The 17,587-nt window shown below is 68.5% G+C and carries 18 protein-coding genes; 9 read left to right on the top strand and 9 right to left on the bottom strand.

The window, feature by feature from the left end:
- The first annotated feature begins 158 nt into the window (after positions 1–158).
- A complete protein-coding gene (locus ABZV91_RS17395) occupies positions 159–1,727 on the top strand; it encodes a TROVE domain-containing protein (RefSeq protein WP_355242252.1) in 1,569 nt (522 codons plus the stop codon).
- 484 nt (positions 1,728–2,211) lie between these two features.
- Complete coding sequence (locus ABZV91_RS17400) at positions 2,212–2,562, top strand: hypothetical protein (RefSeq protein ID WP_355242255.1); 351 nt, start codon at positions 2,212–2,214, stop codon at positions 2,560–2,562.
- Here ABZV91_RS17400 and ABZV91_RS17405 read toward each other — a convergent pair.
- The 5 genes from ABZV91_RS17405 to ABZV91_RS17425 form a co-directional block, all read right to left on the bottom strand.
- On the bottom strand, positions 2,559–3,362 hold the full coding sequence (locus ABZV91_RS17405) for an alpha/beta hydrolase (RefSeq protein ID WP_355242258.1): 804 nt from the start codon (positions 3,360–3,362) through the stop codon (positions 2,559–2,561). The two genes, ABZV91_RS17400 and ABZV91_RS17405, sit on opposite strands and share 4 nt — an antisense overlap.
- A gap of 122 nt (positions 3,363–3,484) precedes the next feature.
- Positions 3,485–3,982, bottom strand: a complete 498-nt coding sequence (locus tag ABZV91_RS17410; protein ID WP_355242261.1) for a flavin reductase family protein — start codon at positions 3,980–3,982, stop codon at positions 3,485–3,487.
- Positions 3,983–3,992: 10 nt separating this feature from the next.
- Positions 3,993–4,502 (bottom strand): NAD(P)H-dependent oxidoreductase, encoded by a 510-nt coding sequence (locus ABZV91_RS17415; RefSeq protein WP_355242264.1) that lies wholly within the window; start codon positions 4,500–4,502, stop codon positions 3,993–3,995.
- Positions 4,503–4,553: 51 nt separating this feature from the next.
- Positions 4,554–5,132 carry a hypothetical protein gene (locus ABZV91_RS17420; RefSeq protein WP_355242267.1) on the bottom strand — a complete coding sequence of 193 codons (579 nt, stop codon included), beginning with the start codon at positions 5,130–5,132 and terminating at the stop codon, positions 4,554–4,556.
- A gap of 71 nt (positions 5,133–5,203) precedes the next feature.
- The gene (locus ABZV91_RS17425) at positions 5,204–5,539 is read right to left on the bottom strand and encodes a hypothetical protein (RefSeq protein ID WP_355242270.1); all 336 of its coding nucleotides are present in this window, start codon (positions 5,537–5,539) and stop codon (positions 5,204–5,206) included.
- Between the two features lie 277 nt (positions 5,540–5,816).
- Between ABZV91_RS17425 and ABZV91_RS17430 the strand changes: the two genes are divergently transcribed.
- A complete protein-coding gene (locus ABZV91_RS17430; protein WP_355242273.1) occupies positions 5,817–6,617 on the top strand; it encodes an alpha/beta fold hydrolase in 801 nt (266 codons plus the stop codon).
- 174 nt (positions 6,618–6,791) lie between these two features.
- Here the strand turns inward: ABZV91_RS17430 and ABZV91_RS17435 are convergent, their stop codons facing one another.
- Together ABZV91_RS17435 and ABZV91_RS17440 are read right to left on the bottom strand one after the other, a co-directional pair.
- The gene (locus ABZV91_RS17435) at positions 6,792–7,556 is read right to left on the bottom strand and encodes a crotonase/enoyl-CoA hydratase family protein (protein ID WP_039827216.1); all 765 of its coding nucleotides are present in this window, start codon (positions 7,554–7,556) and stop codon (positions 6,792–6,794) included.
- Positions 7,556–9,076, bottom strand: coding sequence for an acetyl-CoA acetyltransferase (locus ABZV91_RS17440; protein WP_355242277.1), 1,521 nt, complete (start codon positions 9,074–9,076; stop codon positions 7,556–7,558). Before ABZV91_RS17440 ends, ABZV91_RS17435 begins: the two co-directional genes overlap by 1 nt.
- Before the next feature lie 334 nt (positions 9,077–9,410).
- Between ABZV91_RS17440 and ABZV91_RS17445 the strand changes: the two genes are divergently transcribed.
- From ABZV91_RS17445 to ABZV91_RS17455, 3 genes are all read left to right on the top strand, one after another.
- Positions 9,411–10,484 carry a DUF4185 domain-containing protein gene (locus ABZV91_RS17445; protein ID WP_355242280.1) on the top strand — a complete coding sequence of 358 codons (1,074 nt, stop codon included), beginning with the start codon at positions 9,411–9,413 and terminating at the stop codon, positions 10,482–10,484.
- A 96-nt stretch (positions 10,485–10,580) separates the two neighbouring features.
- The gene (locus ABZV91_RS17450) at positions 10,581–11,855 is read left to right on the top strand and encodes an erythromycin esterase family protein (protein WP_355242283.1); all 1,275 of its coding nucleotides are present in this window, start codon (positions 10,581–10,583) and stop codon (positions 11,853–11,855) included.
- Between the two features lie 40 nt (positions 11,856–11,895).
- Positions 11,896–12,561, top strand: coding sequence for a class I SAM-dependent methyltransferase (locus tag ABZV91_RS17455; protein WP_355242286.1), 666 nt, complete (start codon positions 11,896–11,898; stop codon positions 12,559–12,561).
- 31 nt (positions 12,562–12,592) lie between these two features.
- Here the strand turns inward: ABZV91_RS17455 and ABZV91_RS17460 are convergent, their stop codons facing one another.
- Positions 12,593–13,192 (bottom strand): alpha/beta family hydrolase, encoded by a 600-nt coding sequence (locus ABZV91_RS17460; RefSeq protein ID WP_355242289.1) that lies wholly within the window; start codon positions 13,190–13,192, stop codon positions 12,593–12,595.
- 320 nt (positions 13,193–13,512) lie between these two features.
- Here ABZV91_RS17460 and ABZV91_RS17465 point away from each other — a divergent pair, with 320 nt between their 5' ends.
- From ABZV91_RS17465 to ABZV91_RS17475, 3 genes are all read left to right on the top strand, one after another.
- Entirely contained in the window at positions 13,513–15,348 is a 1,836-nt protein-coding gene (locus tag ABZV91_RS17465) for an acyl-CoA dehydrogenase (protein WP_355242337.1), read from the top strand.
- 339 nt (positions 15,349–15,687) lie between these two features.
- Positions 15,688–16,215, top strand: a complete 528-nt coding sequence (locus ABZV91_RS17470) for a CAP family protein (protein WP_355242292.1) — start codon at positions 15,688–15,690, stop codon at positions 16,213–16,215.
- Between the two features lie 190 nt (positions 16,216–16,405).
- Positions 16,406–16,768, top strand: coding sequence for a nuclear transport factor 2 family protein (locus ABZV91_RS17475; protein WP_355242294.1), 363 nt, complete (start codon positions 16,406–16,408; stop codon positions 16,766–16,768).
- Positions 16,769–17,164: 396 nt separating this feature from the next.
- Here the strand turns inward: ABZV91_RS17475 and ABZV91_RS17480 are convergent, their stop codons facing one another.
- Positions 17,165–17,578 carry an arsenate reductase ArsC gene (locus ABZV91_RS17480; protein WP_355242297.1) on the bottom strand — a complete coding sequence of 138 codons (414 nt, stop codon included), beginning with the start codon at positions 17,576–17,578 and terminating at the stop codon, positions 17,165–17,167.
- Positions 17,579–17,587: the final 9 nt, after the last annotated feature.

Consider the following 17,587-nt stretch of genomic DNA (forward strand, 5'->3'; position numbering starts at 1 on the left):
TTACTTCTTAGTTGATGTGTCGCTGGTTCGAGTCCAGCCAGGAGCTTGCTCCTGTAGCTCAGTCGGTAGAGCAATCGAACAAGTCCTTCACCAACTATTTCTCAGGGCCCACACGCGCGAGCCCCTGAAGTTGTACTCTCCTCCACGAGGGGAACAGCATGGCAAAGTTCAACGTGAGCACCGCCCGCCCTGTGGGACATGTTCCGATCCGGACAGATTCCACCGCAACCGGCACCACCTACGAAGGCGAACCCGGGTACGCGCGGGACGCACAGTCCGAACTATTCCTTCTCGCGGTCACCAACATGGTCGGCGAGAGCACCTTCTATGAGGCCGCCGGCAACCGAGATTCCCGGTTCTCCGAGCTGGTCCGCCAGATCGCAGTTACCGACTTCGACTGGCTCACCCGTTTCGCGCGCTGGCTACGGGGCGAGGCCAACCTGCGGTCCGCTTCCCTGGTCCTGGCAGCCGAGGGCACGAAGGCCTCGCTGGCGGCCGGGCAGCCCGGATCGCGTGCGCTCATCGCTTCGATACTCCAGCGCGCCGACGAGCCCGGTGAATTCATCAGCTACTGGCACACCCACTACGGCCGTAGGCTCCCCATGGCCGTGAAGCGTGGCGTCGCCGACGCCGCTGCCCGGCTCTACAACCAGCGCACCTACCTGAAGTGGGACAGCGAGTCGCGCGGGGTGCGGTTCGCCGACGTCGTGCAGCTGGCGCATGTCGACCCGCGGTCGGAGGGGCAGTCGGCGCTTTTCAAGTACGCCATCGAGGCGCGCATAGGGATCGAAGGGTTGACGATTCCCGAGGAGCTCGGCGTACTGAGGGCGAACGCGCGCCTGCGGGCCCTGGGACCGGACGAGATCCGGAGCCTGGCGAAGACCGGCTCCCTCGCCGAGCGTTTGTCCGCGGCCGGGGTCACCTGGGAGGCTGTGCCGTCCCTGGTGAACGGGCCGTGGACGAAGGATCTGTGGGAGTCGATCATCCCGTCGATGGGGTACATGGCATTGCTGCGGAATCTCCGCAACTTCGATCAGGCCGGGGTCTCCGACGCGGTGGCCGCGAAGGTCGCTGCTCGGCTGTCGGATCCGGAGCAGGTGGCGAAGTCCCGGCAGCTGCCGATGCGGTTCCTGTCCGCCTACCGCGCGGCCCCGTCGCTGCGGTGGAGCTATCCGCTGGAGCTGGCGCTCGACGCGGCGGTGGCGAATATCCCGGCGCTGTCGGGCCGGACTCTGATCCTCATCGACACCTCGGGTTCGATGAACGCAGGGTTCTCCAAGGACGGCTCCCTGAAACGGTGGGATGCAGCGGTGGTATTCGGGCTGGCCCTGGCCCGCCGCTGCCACAGCACCGACACCATCTCCTACTCCGACCACGGGATGCGGTTCGAGCTCCAGCCGGGCGAGTCCCTGCTGCGGGCGATCGACCGGTGGCAGCGTGACGGCTACTTCATCGGCAACGGCACCGCGACGGCAGGCGCAGTTCAGGCCACGTTCGACCGGCACGACCGGGTGGTGATCCTCACCGACGAGCAGGCCGGCGGGGGTGGCGACCCGGGGGGCGCGCTGCCTGCGTCGGTGCCGCTGTACACCTGGAACCTGGCGGGATATCGGTATGGCCACGCTGCGGGTGGGCCGAACCGGCATACCTTCGGCGGGCTGACGGACAAGGGCTTCGACACGATCCCATTGCTGGAGCGGGGCAGGAACGCCGACTGGCCTTTCTGACCGGCGAGACCGAGCCGCCGAAACTCGTCGTAGGCGGCGTCGACACGCGCAACATCTCGATGAGATCCTCGGTCGGCGAGATGTTTCCGCCGGGCAGGTCCGCCAGCGGCCACGACCGCCGGCGGTCGTCCACACCCGAACAAGCTGTCGCCCAAGTACGACACCCGGTTCCACTGCGGGTCGACGATCCGGCCGCACTGGCCGGCCTACACCCTCGGCTGGAATACATCGATGAGGCGCCGATGAACGACTCACCGCTGCTGATGGCCGAGGCACCCGCGAACGCACACCCCCCGGAGTGACCCCATCAGGTCACGGCATCGACGCACGAGGGCCATTCCCGCGCAATGCGTTCGGATTCGTCACCACTGGGGAATGATGTGATTCGTGAAAGGCGCCCGGCCGGCCGAACGGGGCCGGGGCCATACACCGTGACGACCCGAATTCCCGGGCGGTCCCGGTTTCACGAATAGAGGAGATCATTTTGCTGAAATATCTGTCCGCCGGTGCCTTCGCCGTGCTTTCCGGAATCGCGCTGACCGTCGCCGGCACCGTCTCGGGGGCCGCGGCCCAGGCCGTCCCGGCCCCCGGCATATCACCGGAGTCGGTACTGCACGCCAGGCTGGCCGTCCTGGGTGCCGATCGCCCCGATGCCGCGGCCCTGGGCGCACAGGCCTGCGGGACGCTGCGCGCGAACCCCACCGCGGACGGCAGCCGCACCGCCCGCCGGCAGCTGGGCGACGCGGGCGTCCCGGCCGGTTTCCAGGAAGGCTGGGTACTGGGAACCAGCGTGGATGTGCTGTGCCCCGAGCTCGCGGCGGTCCTGCGGATCTAGTACAGGAATTCCGCGAGAGTGCTCGCCACGGCCTCGGGGCTCGTCGACGGCGCGAAATGGGTCTGCCCGGGAAACGTGACGATTCGCGCGTGCGGCATGCCCGAGGCCAGGCGTTCGACGGTTTCCGGCATCGGCTGCCAGGTATCGGCACCGCGCATCAGCAACACCGGGGTGGTGAGGCTCGACCAGCGTTCGAGATAGGTGGTATCGGCGATCATCGACTCGAGATCGCGGCTCCAGCCGTAGGAGTCGTCGGGCTCGTTCTCGTCCGGTTCGGTTTCCCCCGCGGCCTCCAGCAGCGCCGCCGGCACCCGGGCCACCTTCTCCGCCAGCAGCCGGACCGCGCGGCCGCGCTGGCCGGTCGCGGTGAGTTCCTCGAACCGGGTCAGGACCGGGGCCAGCTCCGCGCCCGCCGCGTACAGCGGGGGCTCCCACAGCGCCAGCGAGCGGACCGGAAGTCCGGACGCGGCGGCGTGCAGGGCGACTGTGGCGCCGTAGGACATCCCCACCAGGTGGGCGGGGCGGCCGATCATATCGATGATCACCCCGAGATCACTCACCTCGTCGGCGTAGTGCTTGGGGGCGTGGCCGGGCCCGCTCGGCGCGTAGCCGCGGCGGGCCGGCAGCCACAACTCGAACCGGTCCGCCAGGTGTTCGGCCACCGGCTGCCACGAGTGCAGACCGCCGCCGGACCCGTGGATCATGATCACCGGCGAGCCGGACCCCATCCGCCGGTAATAGATGCGGGTTCCGTCGAAGGAATCGAAGCACGCCGGCGGCTCGCTGGTGAACTGTGACATCCCGCTACTCTCGCAAAGCCGGGCGCACTCCTCCAGCGAATTGCCGCCGGTTTCGCCGCCGGATATTCGCGTGCGCGGCGCGCGGCCGTCCGACGGCGGGCGCACCGCCGCGGCCGTGCCGGTCAGCTGGCGTGCAGCAGGCGGAACCGCGAGCCGTGGAAGACGAGGGGGTCGCGGTCGGGGTGGATGGCCAGCCGGTTGATCCGCAGGATCACCACGGTGTGGTCGCCGGCCGGTACGTGCGCTTCGGGCGACCCCTCGATCCATACCGAGGCGCCCTGGATGAACACCGCCTCACCGGTACCCTCGTGCAGCTCGAGATCGCGGAAGCGGTCCCCGGTCCGGGAGCTGAGCGAACGCGCCGCGTCCTGCTGGTCGGTGCCGAGCAGACTCAGGCCGAGATAGCCGGCGTCGACCAGCTTGGGCCACGTCGAAGAGCTGTTCTGGATGCAGAACGACACCAGCGGGGGATCCAGGGAGACCGGGACGAAGGTGCTGACCGCCAGGCCGACCGGTTTCCCGTCGACCTCGGCGCAGACCGCGACGACCCCGCTCGGGAAGTTGGCGAAGGCGCGACGCAGGCCGGTTCCGTCGGCGGGGGTTTCGAAGACATCGTTCATGATCAGCCCTTCACTTCGAATGGGTCGACGTGGCCGACAACGCCTGCGCCACGGGGCGCCATCGCTCGGCGTAGGCGTCCAGGACGCCGTCCTCGGCAAAAGTCCGGTCGGACAGATACAACCCGGGCAGGGCCGTGGTCGCGCCGAGTTCCACCAGGACCGGTTTGAGCAGCAGGTCGGGGGCGAGCGCGTGCGCGGGACCGGCACCCAGCATCAAGGGCACGCCCAGCACTCCGGCCAGGCCGGTGCCGCCGTCGAACTGTTCCAGGAAGAGTTTCAGCAGACCGGTGTAGGTGGCCTTGAACGTGGGGCTGGCGAAGACGACCAGCTCGGCGGCGGCGACGGTGCGGGCGGCCTCGGTGACGGCGGGATCGCCCCAGCTCAGCAGGCCGGGCCCGAACTCGACCAGGTCGATGACCGCCGGCTCGGCATCCGGGCGCAGTGCCGTGGCGAGGCCCACGGCCGCGGAGAGGGTTCGGGATACCGGTTTCGGATTACCGACCACGACTGCCACGGACATGCCGGAGCCTCCTGTCTCCGGCTCGGGCCGGACTCGACTGGTGCTGTGCTCTCAGTGCACCATTCTCGGCCCCGCGGCGGGAGGGTTCGGCTCGACGCGATCGGAACCGGTGGTCCGGGTGAGTACGTAGAGCCCCTGCAGGGACCGTGGCGAGCCCCGGTGCACGGGACGGTCCGCGGCGGCCGGGAAATACCCGGCCAGGCGGCCGCGACCGGCGGCGACCAGGGTGAGATCGGTGGACGCGGCGATCGCACCCAGCGATTCCGGGGTCACCGATTCCACCAGGAAGGCACCGCCGCGCTCCACGAAGGAGGTGATCCGCCCCGAGGTCTCGAACGAACTGTCGACCGTGACGCCGACATACCCGTCGAAGGCGATACGGCCGGCCGGCCGCGCCGCCCGGCCCGGACGGCGACCGCTTCCGGCCGGCCCCGTCGGCTGCGGAGCCACCGCGACGGCCCGCGCACCCGGCCGGGTTCGATTGCGCAACGCGTTCTGGTCACGATCGCTGTAGAGGGCGACGTCGAATCCGGCGTCGAGCAACCCCAGCGCGGCGGTGACGCCCGCCGGGTCGGCGCCTATCACCGCGGCCGTACGGGCCGCGGCGAAGGGCGGATTCTGTGGTGTCATGCAGGCATGCTGCTGGGAAGTGATTCCCGAAAGCAGTATTGCGCTCAGCGAGAATCATTTCCGCACAACTGCTACTGACCCTTACCGAGGCATTCGGAGATGATTTTGTTGGTCGCTGCCCGCGCTTTGTCGGCGTCCTCCGTGCTCATGCCCAGAGTTTCCGGATCCGCCATGCGGGTATCGAATTTGTCACTGACCATGGTCCGCAGGCCGTCCTGCGAAATGCCTTCGTCGATGTACAGTTTCGCGGCGCAGTCGGCGAAAGCGGGGTCCTGGAGTCCCTTTTCCTGCAGGGATTTGGACATGTCCGCTTCGGTCAGCGCCGGCGCGGAGTCGGTATCGCTACCGCAGGCCGCCGCGAACAGCGGCAAAATAACGAAAGTCGCGGCAATCAGGGTCTTCCGCACCGGGTTCCTCTCTCAGATGTATCGCACGGACGCCGTGTCGGCCGGGGAACAGCACCCGCGGCCACCCGCCGACGTCCACGCATGTGTGTAGTCGCACTCACATACGGCGTGCAACCCGGGGCCGGAATTCGCCTGTGATTCACAGCAGCGGACCCCTTCAGGGGCTGACCGAGCCGTGTCTTCCCAGGGCCCGCGCGCCCGCGCGGAGCCAACTGAAGGCCCGCGCCTGCTGTTAGGCTGAGACCCGGAATCGCGTCCCGATCGGAGAGCGGCGAACATGACGATCCTCGAGCACCATCGCGAAGGCCACGGTGAACCACTGGTGCTGGTCCACGGTGTCGGCAGCAGGTGGCAGGTCTGGGAACCGGTCATCGGCGCCCTGGCCGCCCACTACGAGGTGATCGCGGTGGATCTGCCCGGCTTCGGCGGTTCCGCCCCGCTCCCGCGCACCACCGTGGACACGCTCACCGAGGCACTCGCCGGCTTCCTGGCCGAACAAGGCCTCGAGCGACCCCATCTGGCGGGCAATTCGATGGGCGGCGGCATCTCGTTGAATCTGGCAGCCCGCGGTCTGGCCCGCTCGGTCACCGCTTTCTCCCCGATCTTCTTCTGGGACACCGCCGGCCGGATCTGGTGCCAGCAGTCGCTGGGCCGGTCCAAAAAACTCGGTCGCCTCCTCGGCCCGGCCATGCCCAAGGTGCTCGGTACTCCGGCCGGCCGGACGGCCTTCCTGGGCCTGGTCTTCGGTAAACCGTGGGCCGTCAGCGCCCAGGTCGCGCTGGACACCGCGCGCGGTGCGATCGACTCCCTGGGTTTCTCCCCGGCCCTGGACTCGTTCACCGACGCGCGGCTGCACGACCCCGCCGCGCTCGCCGAGGTCCCCGTGACGATCGCCTGGGGGAACCGCGACATCCTGCTCACCTACGCCACCCAGAGCAGGCGGGCCCGGGAAGTACTGCCGGCAGCCCGGCACATCACGCTCGCGGGCAGCGGCCACACCCCCTTCTACGACGACCCCGAAGGCTGCGCCCGGGTACTCCTGGACTGGCTACCCACTCTGCGCGACGATGCCGCGTAGCCGAGGACGTTCCCGGAGTGGTGGGCCCCCCGGGAGGTCTTCGCCTCGGTCGGCTGGACACGCCGTCATCAACGTCCATGGTCGGTGCGCCCGGAGGAACCAGGACCCGGCATACCCGGGCAGCCGCGCGCCGACCGGGCCGGCCCGTACGGCGGCCCGGTCCGAATCCGAGCCTCAGCGTCCCTGCCAGACCGGATCGCGTTTCTCCGCGAAGGCCAGCGCGCCTTCGGCCGCGTCTTTGGAAACCAGGGCGGGCAGGGCGATCTCACCCTGTTTGGCGAAGCCCTCCGCCGCGGTCCAGTCCGGGGTCTCGTCGATGATCCGCTTACTCGCGGCCACCGCCAGCGGGGCGGCGGCGGCGATCTCACCGGCCAGTTCCAATGCGACCTCCAGCGCCTCACCCGGTTCGGTCACCCGGTTGACCAGACCCAGCTGGTAGAGACGTTCGGCGCTGATCCGCCCACCGGTGAGGGCCAGTTCGGCGGCGATACTGCGCGGCAACCGCTGGGTCAGCCGCATGACGCCCCCGGCCGCCGCGACCAGACCGCGTTTCACCTCCGGTAGACCGAATTTCGCGTCGCGGGCGGCGACGATCAGGTCACCGGAGAGAGCCAGTTCGAATCCGCCGGCCAGCGCGAAACCCTCGACCGCGGCGATCATCGGTTTCGCCGGTGGCTTGGAGGCGATCCCGAGCGGGCCGCGGCGCTCGGTCACCGGCACCTCACCGCGCGTCATGGCGATGAGATCCATTCCGGCGCTGAAGGTCCCCTCGGCGCCGGTGAACACGAGGACCCGGGCCGAATCATCGGCCTCGAACTCGTCGAGTGCCGCCTCGATCGCCTTCGCGGTGGCCAGATCGATGGCGTTACGCGCCGCGGGCCGGTTCACCGTGAGCACGGTTATCGCGTCGCACCGGTCCAGGAGCACGGTCTCGGTCATCAGGCGGTCCTCTCGCTACGCAGAATGAAACGGTCGACGGCGGTGATCTCGATGGCGGCGCCCAAGCGGTCGGCCGCGGTGACCGCCGCGATGGTCTCGCTGTCCGTCGCCCGGACAAGTATGCGGGCACCGGCGGGGTTCAGCGCACTCACCACAACGGCTTCGGGCTCGTCCCCCGCACCGCCCTTGCGATACGGAACCGTGTAGGCCTCGATCACCGCCGGACCGGTGTAGCCGGGCGCGGTCTCCCGCCGGGCGACCGGCACTTCGGCCTCCACCGGGTGGAACAACTGGGCGGGCGGCTTCGCCGAGTAGACCCCTACCCCGTGTTTGGTGATGTACCAGCCGAGCGCGGTGGTCAGGCCGTAGTCGCCGGGATTGCGCCGCAGGATCTCGGCCATGGTGGCGATGCCGTGGGTGGTGTAGTTGTTGCCGGGGCCGCCGCCGAACGTCAGGCCGCCGGTCACGGTCAGGGGACGCGCCGGATCGTCGATGCACAGTCCCAGCGCCGCGGCGCCCACCTGCACGGCCACCGGGAAGCACGAGTACAGGTCGATATGGGCGATATCGTCGATGCCGACGCCCGCGCCGCCCAGCGCCGCCCGGCCGGCCGCGGCGATGGCCGGGGACGCGGCCATATCCGTGCGTTCGGAGAGGAACCAGGTGTCGGTGGCGGTGGCGCCGCCGTGCGGGAACACCCACAGATCCCGGGGCACCCCGGCCGCGTCCGCCGCCGCGGCGCTGCACAGGATCAGCGCCGCGCCCTGATCGACCGTCAGGTTCGCCATCAGCAGCTTCGGATACGGGGTGGAGACCATCCGGTTGTCCGGTCCGGTGGTGATCAGTTCACTCACATCGCGTTCGCGGGGCAGCCACGCGTACGGGTTGCGCGCCGCCACCGCGGAGAAGCGTGACCACAGCCCGCCGATCCGGGCCAGATGGGTCTGCTCGTCGAGGCCGAGCCGATTGCGCATGGCGGATTCCATCAGCGCGTACACATAGATCGGGCCCCACAATCCGGCCGCGAGCTCCATTTCGGTGTTGGGCGCGTCGTCGGCGCCGACGATCTGGTCGGGGCGGGCGTTCTCGTCCTGCTCCGGCCAGCCCGGATCGGCCCCGGACCGTTTCGCCACATTCCACGAGGCGACCGATTCCGCCCCGCAGAGCAAGGCGATATCCGACCGGCCCTCGGCGATCTCGCGGGCCAGCAGGTTGAGCAGCCGTTGCGGGGCGTCCCCGCCGTAAGGGGCCGATTGCAGCGTCCGCTTCGGCGAGGCACCCAGGTCGGCGGCGACGAGCGCACCCAGGTCGGCGTACTGGCGACTCACCGGGGCCACCGAGGCGATCACATCCGCCGAACGCAGCAGCGCGTCCCCGGTCCCGCTGTCCGCGCCGGCCCGGCGCAGTGATTCGGCCGCCAGTTCGACGGGTCCGGGCAGGCCCGGTTCACCGGATCGGTGCACAACCTGTCCGACGCCGACGAGCACCGGTGTGCGCGGGTCCATTCCGGCTGGCAGCATGCGTCCTCCGCTTCCTCACTGAAGTCTCCCGCTGAAATCCGCGGTTAACTTTCGATTAGACCATGGAGCGGTCTATGTCGCCCGGTAACCGAAATCCCGCGACCACCTCACCGAAAGCCGGACAATGCCGCCGCCGGGCCACCGATGACACCGGCGCAGAACCGCCCACAATGCGTCTGATCAGGATTGATGCACTGATAGCATGACCCGAGTTCTGCCAGCCAGTCGAAATGTTCCGTGTATCCATCGAGACGCCGCGCATATGCGCGCGGTGTCTTTGACATGACCCGGAGGTCCGACGGACTTGAAGAGAACCCGCTCGATACTTATTTCTGTGCTGGCGGGCGCATCGGCTGCACTGATCGCAGTCACCGCACCGGCCACGGCGAATCCCAACGCCATCAATCCGATTCCCGTACTCAACGGCACCAACGGTCTCCCCCAGTTGCACGGAGCCACTCGGGCCGTTTTCCAGGTGACCGGTATGGCGAGCCCGAACGGCACCCACAACTACAACATGCTCGGCACCGATCTGGGCATCATGTGGGACAACGGGCACGGGGAAATGCTGACCGCCTTCGGCGATACCGCCGGGGTCGGTTTCCCCAATCTTCTCGCGGGAAGTATGTGGGCCTGGCGCAGTAATGTACTCGTGCGCAGCCATACCCAGGATCCGCGCCAAGGGATCTTCTTCGACAGTGTCGTCCGGGATGTGTTCGGCCAGGCCAGAGACTTGATCCCCAGCCCCAAGATCCCACTGCTGGAAATCAGCCGCATTCCGACGGCCGGCATCTCGGTGGGCGGCGTCCAGTACATGAGCCTGATGTCGGTGAAAACGTGGGACACCCCCGGAGAATGGACCACCAATTACTCCGGGCTGGCCGCGTCGGCGGATAACGGTGAAACCTGGGCCGACCTCGCCTTCACCCGCCGGCCCAACGAGGGCGCGAACCGGAATTTCCAGATGAACGCCTTCGTGAGAGACGGCGGTTTCGTCTACGTCTACGGCACCCCGTCAGGGCGCGACAATCCCGCCTATATCTCGCGGGTCCGCGAGCCGGAAATCCAGAATCTGGCCGCCTACGAATACTGGGACGGCGGTGCCTGGAAACGCGACGTGAATGTCGCACAGCCGATCATGCACGGTGTGGGGGAACTGTCGGTGATGTGGAACGACCACCTCGGGCAATTCGTCTCGCTCACCACCGACCCCTTCAACTCGGTGGTGATGCGAACCGCGCCGTCCCCGGCCGGGCCGTGGAGCGAACCGCGGGTATTGATCGATACTCGTGAATTACCCACGGCATACGCACCGTCGATCTTCCCCTACCAGACCGGAGACGATCTCTACTTCCTCACCACGGTGCACAACCAGTACAACGTGGTCCTGATGCGCACACAGCTGTGAGAGTCCCGGTTCGATCCGGATACCGGACTTGACATGAACAATAGTTCAGGTATGAGGCTGGTTCGCGATACTCCACCGAGACCTCAGGAGCCCCTCGTGACCACCTCGAACCCGACCGACGCCATCGACGCAGTGCACGAGTGGCTGCGCGGCGCGGCGCAGCCCATACTCGGCACCGACCCCGCCGACACCGGATCGGACCTGCGGAGATTGACCGACCGCCTGGCCGCGGCCACGGTGATCGGACTCGGCGAATCCACCCGGTTCTCCCGGCAGACCTACGGCGTCCGGGACCGGATCTTCCGGGTACTGGTCACTCACCACGGTTTCCGGACGCTGGCCCTCCAGGACAACGCCCGGTCCGGCGCGCACCTCGACGCCTATGTCCGCACCGGCGCGGGCGATGCCCACCGGGCCCTCGCCGGCGCCTGGCGGCCGCTGCGCACAAGCGAAACCGTCGCCACTCTCGAATGGATCCGCGCCTACAACCTGGCCCACCCCGACGACCCGGTCGGCGTCATCGGCGTGCAGCCACCGGCGGCCGAACCGTCCGACTACGACGAAGTGCTCGCCCGGGTGCGTCGCTGGGCGCCCGGCCGGCTCGCGGAACTGGAATCACATCTGGCGCCGATCCGCACCGCGCACCGGATCGACGAGCACGTACAACGCCACCAGGGTATCCATCCCGGACGCCCGTTCGCCGAAGACGCCCGCGCCGCATTCGGCCTGGTGGAGTCGCTGCCCCGGCCGGCCGATACCGACGCTGCGGCCGAACTCACCAGCGCGCTGGAACTGCTGCGCTCGATCGTCGATTTCCACGAGCGCAGTGTGGCGGGCCGGGGCGGCTTCGGCGGCGGCGACCCCGACCCGGCCCGGACTCTGATCGATCATCACGCACGGACCGGCGCCCGGATCGTGTACTGGGACGGGACAGCGCACACGGCGGCGACCGCGCCCGGTGTCGGCGCCGGTGCCGGTGCCGGTGCCGGTGCCGCGGCGCCGATGCGCACCGAGGGCGCCCGGCTGCGCTCGTATTTCGGTTCGGCGTACCTGTCGGTGGCTATCGGTTTCCACCACGGCGACCTCGGTGTGGCCCAGGCGCCCGATCCGCTGCCCGATCTGCTCGACGCCACCCTCGGCAGCGTGGACCTGCCCGCCTGGTTCGTCGATCTCGGCGACGGCGCGCCCGCGGCGGTCCGGTCCTGGGCCGCCGCGCCTGCCCGCCTGCGGGTGATCAGCGGCGTGTACGACCCGGCCCGCGACGAAGAAGCCCGCTTCCGGGTGGAATCACTGCGCGAGGCCTTCGACGCGCTGATCCACATCCGCGAAACCACCCCGGTGCGCTGGCTACCCGAACCCGCAGCGGCCTGACCGCCCCCGGCCGCCCGGCCGCCTCCATACACTTGGCCGTATGAAGGCGGCCGAATGGGATGCGCGCTACGTGCAGAGCGAACTGGTGTGGGGCGCACCCCCGAACAACACGGTGGTGGAGTTCGTACACGGTCTGGACCGGCGCGTACCACGTCTGCCCGGCCCCGACGGGGAGGTACCGGAACTGCCCCGCGCACTCGATCTGGCCTGTGGCGAGGGCCGGAACGCATTGTGGCTGGCCACGCACGGGTGGCGGGTACACGGCGTCGACTTCTCGCAGGTGGGCATCGACAAGGGCCGCACGGTGGCGACCCGCCTCGCGCGGTCGATCCGGGAACGGATCACCTGGCAGTGCGCCGACCTGACCGATCCCGCCCTCGATCTCGCCGGCCCGTGGGAGTTGATCCTGCTGGTGTTCCTACACCTCCCGGCTCCCGAGCGCCGGCGTCTGCTCCGGCAGGCCGCGACCGCACTCGCCCCCGGGGGGACGCTGCTGGTGCTCGGTCATCACCGCGAGAACCCGGACCGGGGCTACGGGGGTCCCCAGGATCCGGCGATCCTGTTCACTCCGGAGGACGTGGTGGCCGATCTCGGTGCCGATTCCGGGCTCGATATCGACACGGCCCAGGAGGTGCTGCGCCCGACCGAGGGCGGGGACGCGATCGACGCCCTGGTCGTGGCACGGAAACCCCTGCCCGAGCAGTAGCCGGGGCACCACGCCGCACCCGACCGCGACGTCAGGAACCCCACCGCCGGAACCATGGCACGAGGGTTTCGGCGATGGCGTCGAAGCCCTTCCGGAAGGAATGCGGCTGGCCCGGGATCACCCGTACCTCGGCGGCATCGGCGGCATCGGGAACCCCGAACGGGTCGCTTCCGCCATTGATGACCACCACCTCGATATCGCCGGCGGCCAGCAGTTCGTCCCGGCGGGATTTTTCCGGCTTTCCGGGCGGATGCAGCGGAAACGAGAGAGCGACCACCCCGCGCGCACCCACCTCGACCGCGGTCCGACACGCCACCCGGGCGCCGTTGCTGCGCCCACCCTGCACGAGGGGCAGCTCCGGCCCGAGTTGCGCGCGCAACGCGGCGATGAGGTCGACCCACGCGCGATCCTGGGGCTCGGGTCTGCCGGGGGCGCGCCGCCCGGCCACCCGGTACGGCTGTAGCACCCGGGCCACCACCCCGCCGGCGGCCAGCGCGGTATCACGCACCGTCGTGATGTCGGCGGAGTCCACCCCGCCGCCCGCACCATGGGTGAAGACCAGCAGAAACGCCGGGATGTCCGGGTAATCGACCTCGGCCTCCGCGGGCCCTGAGTCCGTCTCGATCCGCACGCCCCACCCTAACGGCCCGAGCCCGCCGCGATCCGCGTACCCGCGCGCGGGCGGAGGTGCGTCGACCAGGCCGTTATGTCCGCGAGCCTCGTCCGCCGCCCACCGAGATCGGGGCGAAACCGCTGGTCGGGGCGCCGTGCCTGTTCCGCGCATCACAATGCGACGCGACGCCGTTGCCGACTGCCTTACTCACCGGTAATATAATGAATAAGTTACCCGCGAGTAGCCTGCCGTTATCCGACAGCTACCCGACGGCAACCGACGGGCGGGAACGGTATGAACACCGACCGCACCCGACTCAACGGAGAGTGAGTATCACAATGGGTCATTACAAGAGCAACGTCCGCGACCTGGAGTTCAACCTCTTCGAGGTGCTCGGCCTGGGCAGCATCCTGGAGTCCGGCGCGTACGGCGACCTCGACGCCGACACCGTCAAGGAGATGCTGAACGAGGTCCGTCGCCTGGCCGAGGGACCGCTGGGCGAATCCTTCGCCGACGCCGACCGCAACCCGCCGGTCTTCGACCCCGAGACCCATACCGTCTCCCTCCCCGAATCGTTCAAGAAGAGCTACCGCACCCTGCAGGAAGGCGGCTGGGACTCCTACTCCGTCGACCCCGAGCTCGGCGGTATCGAATTCCCCCGCGCCGCCTACTGGGCCATCGCCGAACTGGTGCTGGGCGCCCAGCCCGCGGCCTTCATGTACGCCGCCGGCGCCGGCTTCGCCAATATCTTCTACAACAACGCCACCGAAGAGCAGAAGAAGTGGGCCAAGATCGCCGTCGAGCAGGGCTGGGGCGCCACCATGGTGCTCACCGAGCCCGACGCCGGCTCGGATGTGGGCGCCGGCCGCACCAAGGCGGTGCAGCAGGAGGACGGCTCCTGGCATATCGAAGGCGTGAAGCGCTTCATCACCTCGGCCGACTCCGACGACCTGTTCCCGAACATCATGCACCTGGTGCTGGCCCGTCCCGAAGGCGCCGGCCCGGGCACCAAGGGTCTGTCGCTGTTCTTCGTACCGAAGTTCCACTTCGACCACGAGACCGGCGAACTGGGCGAGCGCAACGGCGTCTTCGTCACCAATGTCGAGCACAAGATGGGCCTGAAGGTCTCGGCCACCTGCGAGGTCACCTTCGGCGGCCACGGTGTGCCGGCCCAGGGCTGGCTGGTCGGCGAGGTCCACCAGGGCATCGCGCAGATGTTCGAGGTCATCGAGCACGCGCGAATGATGGTCGGCACCAAGGCGATCGCGACCCTGTCGACCGGTTACCTGAACGCACTGGAGTACGCCAAGGAGCGCGTCCAGGGCGCCGACCTGACCCGGATGAGCGATAAGACCGCGCCGCGCGTCAGCATCACCCACCACCCGGATGTGCGCCGCAGCCTCGCCACCCAGAAGGCCTACGCGGAGGGCCTGCGCGCGGTGTACCTCTACACCGCCGCCCACCAGGACGCCGATATCGCGGCCGCCGTCTCCGGCGCGGACGCCGACACCGCCGCCCGCGTCAACGACCTGCTGCTGCCGATCGTCAAGGGCGTCGGCTCCGAGCGGGCCTATCAGTACCTGACCGAATCGCTGCAGACCCTGGGCGGTTCCGGGTTCCTGCAGGATTACCCGATCGAGCAGTACATTCGGGACGCCAAGATCGACTCGCTGTACGAGGGCACCACCGCCATCCAGGCCCAGGATTTCTTCTTCCGCAAGATCGCTCGCGATCGCGGAGCGGCCCTGGCGCACGTCGCCGGCCAGATCCAGAAGTTCATCGACTCCGAGGCGGGCAACGGCCGCCTCAAGGGTGAGCGGAAACTGCTCGCGACCGCGCTCGAGGATGTGCAGGCCATGGCCGCCACCCTCACCGGACATCTCATGGGCGCTCAGGAGCAGCCCGACGAGCTGTACAAGGTGGGCCTCGGCTCGGTCCGCTTCCTCCTCTCGGTCGGCGACCTGCTCATCGGCTGGCAGCTGCTGCGCCATGCCGAAGTCGCGGGCGCGGCCCTCGACGCGGGCGCCGAGGGCGCGGACAAGAGCTTCTACCAGGGCAAGGTCGCCGTGGCACAGTTCTTCGCCCGCAACATCCTGCCGGAGTTGACCGCCACTCGCGCTGTCCTGGCCAACCTCGACAACGACATCATGGAACTCGACGAAGCCGCGTTCTGAGTTCTCGCCGGTTCGGCCTCGGGACTCGAGCTTCACTCATGCGATATGCGGTCGGCCTTCCACGGAAGGCCGACCGTTGAGCATCTCCTGTTCATCGATGGTCGGCCGCTCGCACGGTAACCGCCGCGTCGAGGCGTCAGCGGGACACTACTGCCCGGCCTTTGCTGGACCGCCTTCTCGGGTTGCCTGCTGCCGGGTCGAGTGCGTGTCGGAGGATTCGCGGAGCAGTGCAGCGAGCGCGGGTATGCTCGCCTGATTCCGAAACGCTCACGGCCGTACAGGTTCCGAGGTCGGTGTGATTCGTTTCTGTTGTGTCCTGCTCTGACTCGGGAGGTTGTCGTGCGTGTCGGTCGATCGGTATCGGTTGTTGCCGCGGTGATGCTCGCCGCGCTCGTCACCGGCGGGGGCCCTGCCGCCGGACAGAGCGATTACGCGCAGACCGGGCTCACCCTGCACAACAACTACCGGGCCGAGCACGGCTCCCCGGCCATGACCTCGACCCAGAGCCTGAACAACCAGGCCACGCAATGCGCGAAGTACTACGCCGCCAAGAAGGCGATCGATCACAGCTGCCCCTACAAGAACGGGGCCGGAGAGAACCTCGTCGGGGGACAGGGCAGCTGGGACGCTGTCTCCTTTGTCCGGATGGGCACGACGATGTGGTACGACGAGATCAAGGACTACGACTTCGACAAGCCCGGTTTCAGCATGGCGACGGGCCATTTCACACAGTTGGTGTGGAAGGCCAGCACCCGACTCGGTATCGGGTACGCCGCGGAGGGCGGCTACACCGTCCTCGTCGGTCTCTACGACCCAGCCGGCAACGTACAGGGACAGTTCCCCCAGAACGTGGCCCGCCCGCGCTGAGCACGGGCCCGTCCACGGCATTTTCCCGGCCGTAGTGGCCGGGCAGGCGAACTCCAGCGGACGAAAGCGGAGACACTCAGGGCCAGAGCATCGACGGCGCAGTGGTGTCGGGTCCGGAATCCGCGGGCGTAGGTCTGCTGTCAGCGAAACGGACGGGTTCGGCCGACCCCGAGCTGGCAGGGTATGGGCCATGGAGAATGACTTACGAGAAGCCGAACGGCGACTTCAGGCCGCGCAGCTGGCTGGGGATGTCCAGGTGCTGGATGAGTTACTCGATGATCGGTTGATCTTCACGCTCGGCGCCGACACGGCCACCAAGGCCGATGATCTCGAGCTGCACCGCACCAGAGCTCAGATCGTGGACAAGCTCGAGGAAGAACAGCTGACTGTCCTGGTGGAAGGGACAACCGGGGTCACGTGGTTTCTCGGCCTCGTCGAGGGAAGCGTTCACGGGTCACCATTCGCGGCCCGGATGCGTTACACCCGCACTTGGGCGTACGACGACTCTCGCGGCTGGCGGGTCGTCGCCGCGCACGCCTCGGCGGCCGAGTAATCCACCGTCGCTGTGGTGTTCCCCGCCTGATCAACCGAACCACGGAGCCGGCGTTCGGTCTCCGTACGTACATGATCGCTCTCCCGAGTCGCCCGGGTCTCGGCGACCACCCACCACGACCTGGGCGGCGACTGCGCCCGGGGCCGAGGGTGTGCTCGCGCGACAAGGCCTGCTCCGGGACCGGGCCGCGCTGGGGGTGGGGGCGGCCGCGGCGCCGGCGACGATCGTGTTCCTGGCGTTGTTACGGAGCGCTGTGGACCGGCATGTGGTCATCCAGGCCGATTGGGCAGCGGGAGGTCTGGGTGTTGCCGACCGCTGGGGATACGGAACTACTACGGAGCTGATACAGCGGAACGCCGCCGGGGGTCGCCCGCCCGGAGGCGTTCCGTCCGATGTCTACGTCCCCGCGGGGATTCCGAGTTCGGTGAGCAGACTGCGGACTCGGTGCTCGATGTCGTCGCGGATCCGACGCACGATCGCGAGGTCGGCGCCCGCGGGGTCATCGAGTTGCCAGTCGAGGTAGCGGATCGCGGGGAAGTAGGGGCAGGTCTCCCCACAACCCATAGTGATCACCACGTCCGAGGATTCGACGGTATCGGCGGTCAGGACCGTCGGAGTCCGGGCAGAGATATCGATCCCGGCCTCGCGCATGACTTCGACCGCGACCGGGTTGACGGTGTCAGCGGGTGCGGTGCCGGCGGAGCGGACCTGAACCCGGTCCCCGGCGAGGTGGGTGAGGAATGCGGCGGCCATTTGCGAGCGTCCGGCGTTGTGGACGCACACGAACAGCACGCTCGGAGCAGAGACCATGAGGACGGA

This window comes from Nocardia sp. NPDC004568 (assembly GCF_040609955.1).
In the GTDB taxonomy this organism is placed as follows: Bacteria; Actinomycetota; Actinomycetes; order Mycobacteriales; family Mycobacteriaceae; genus Nocardia.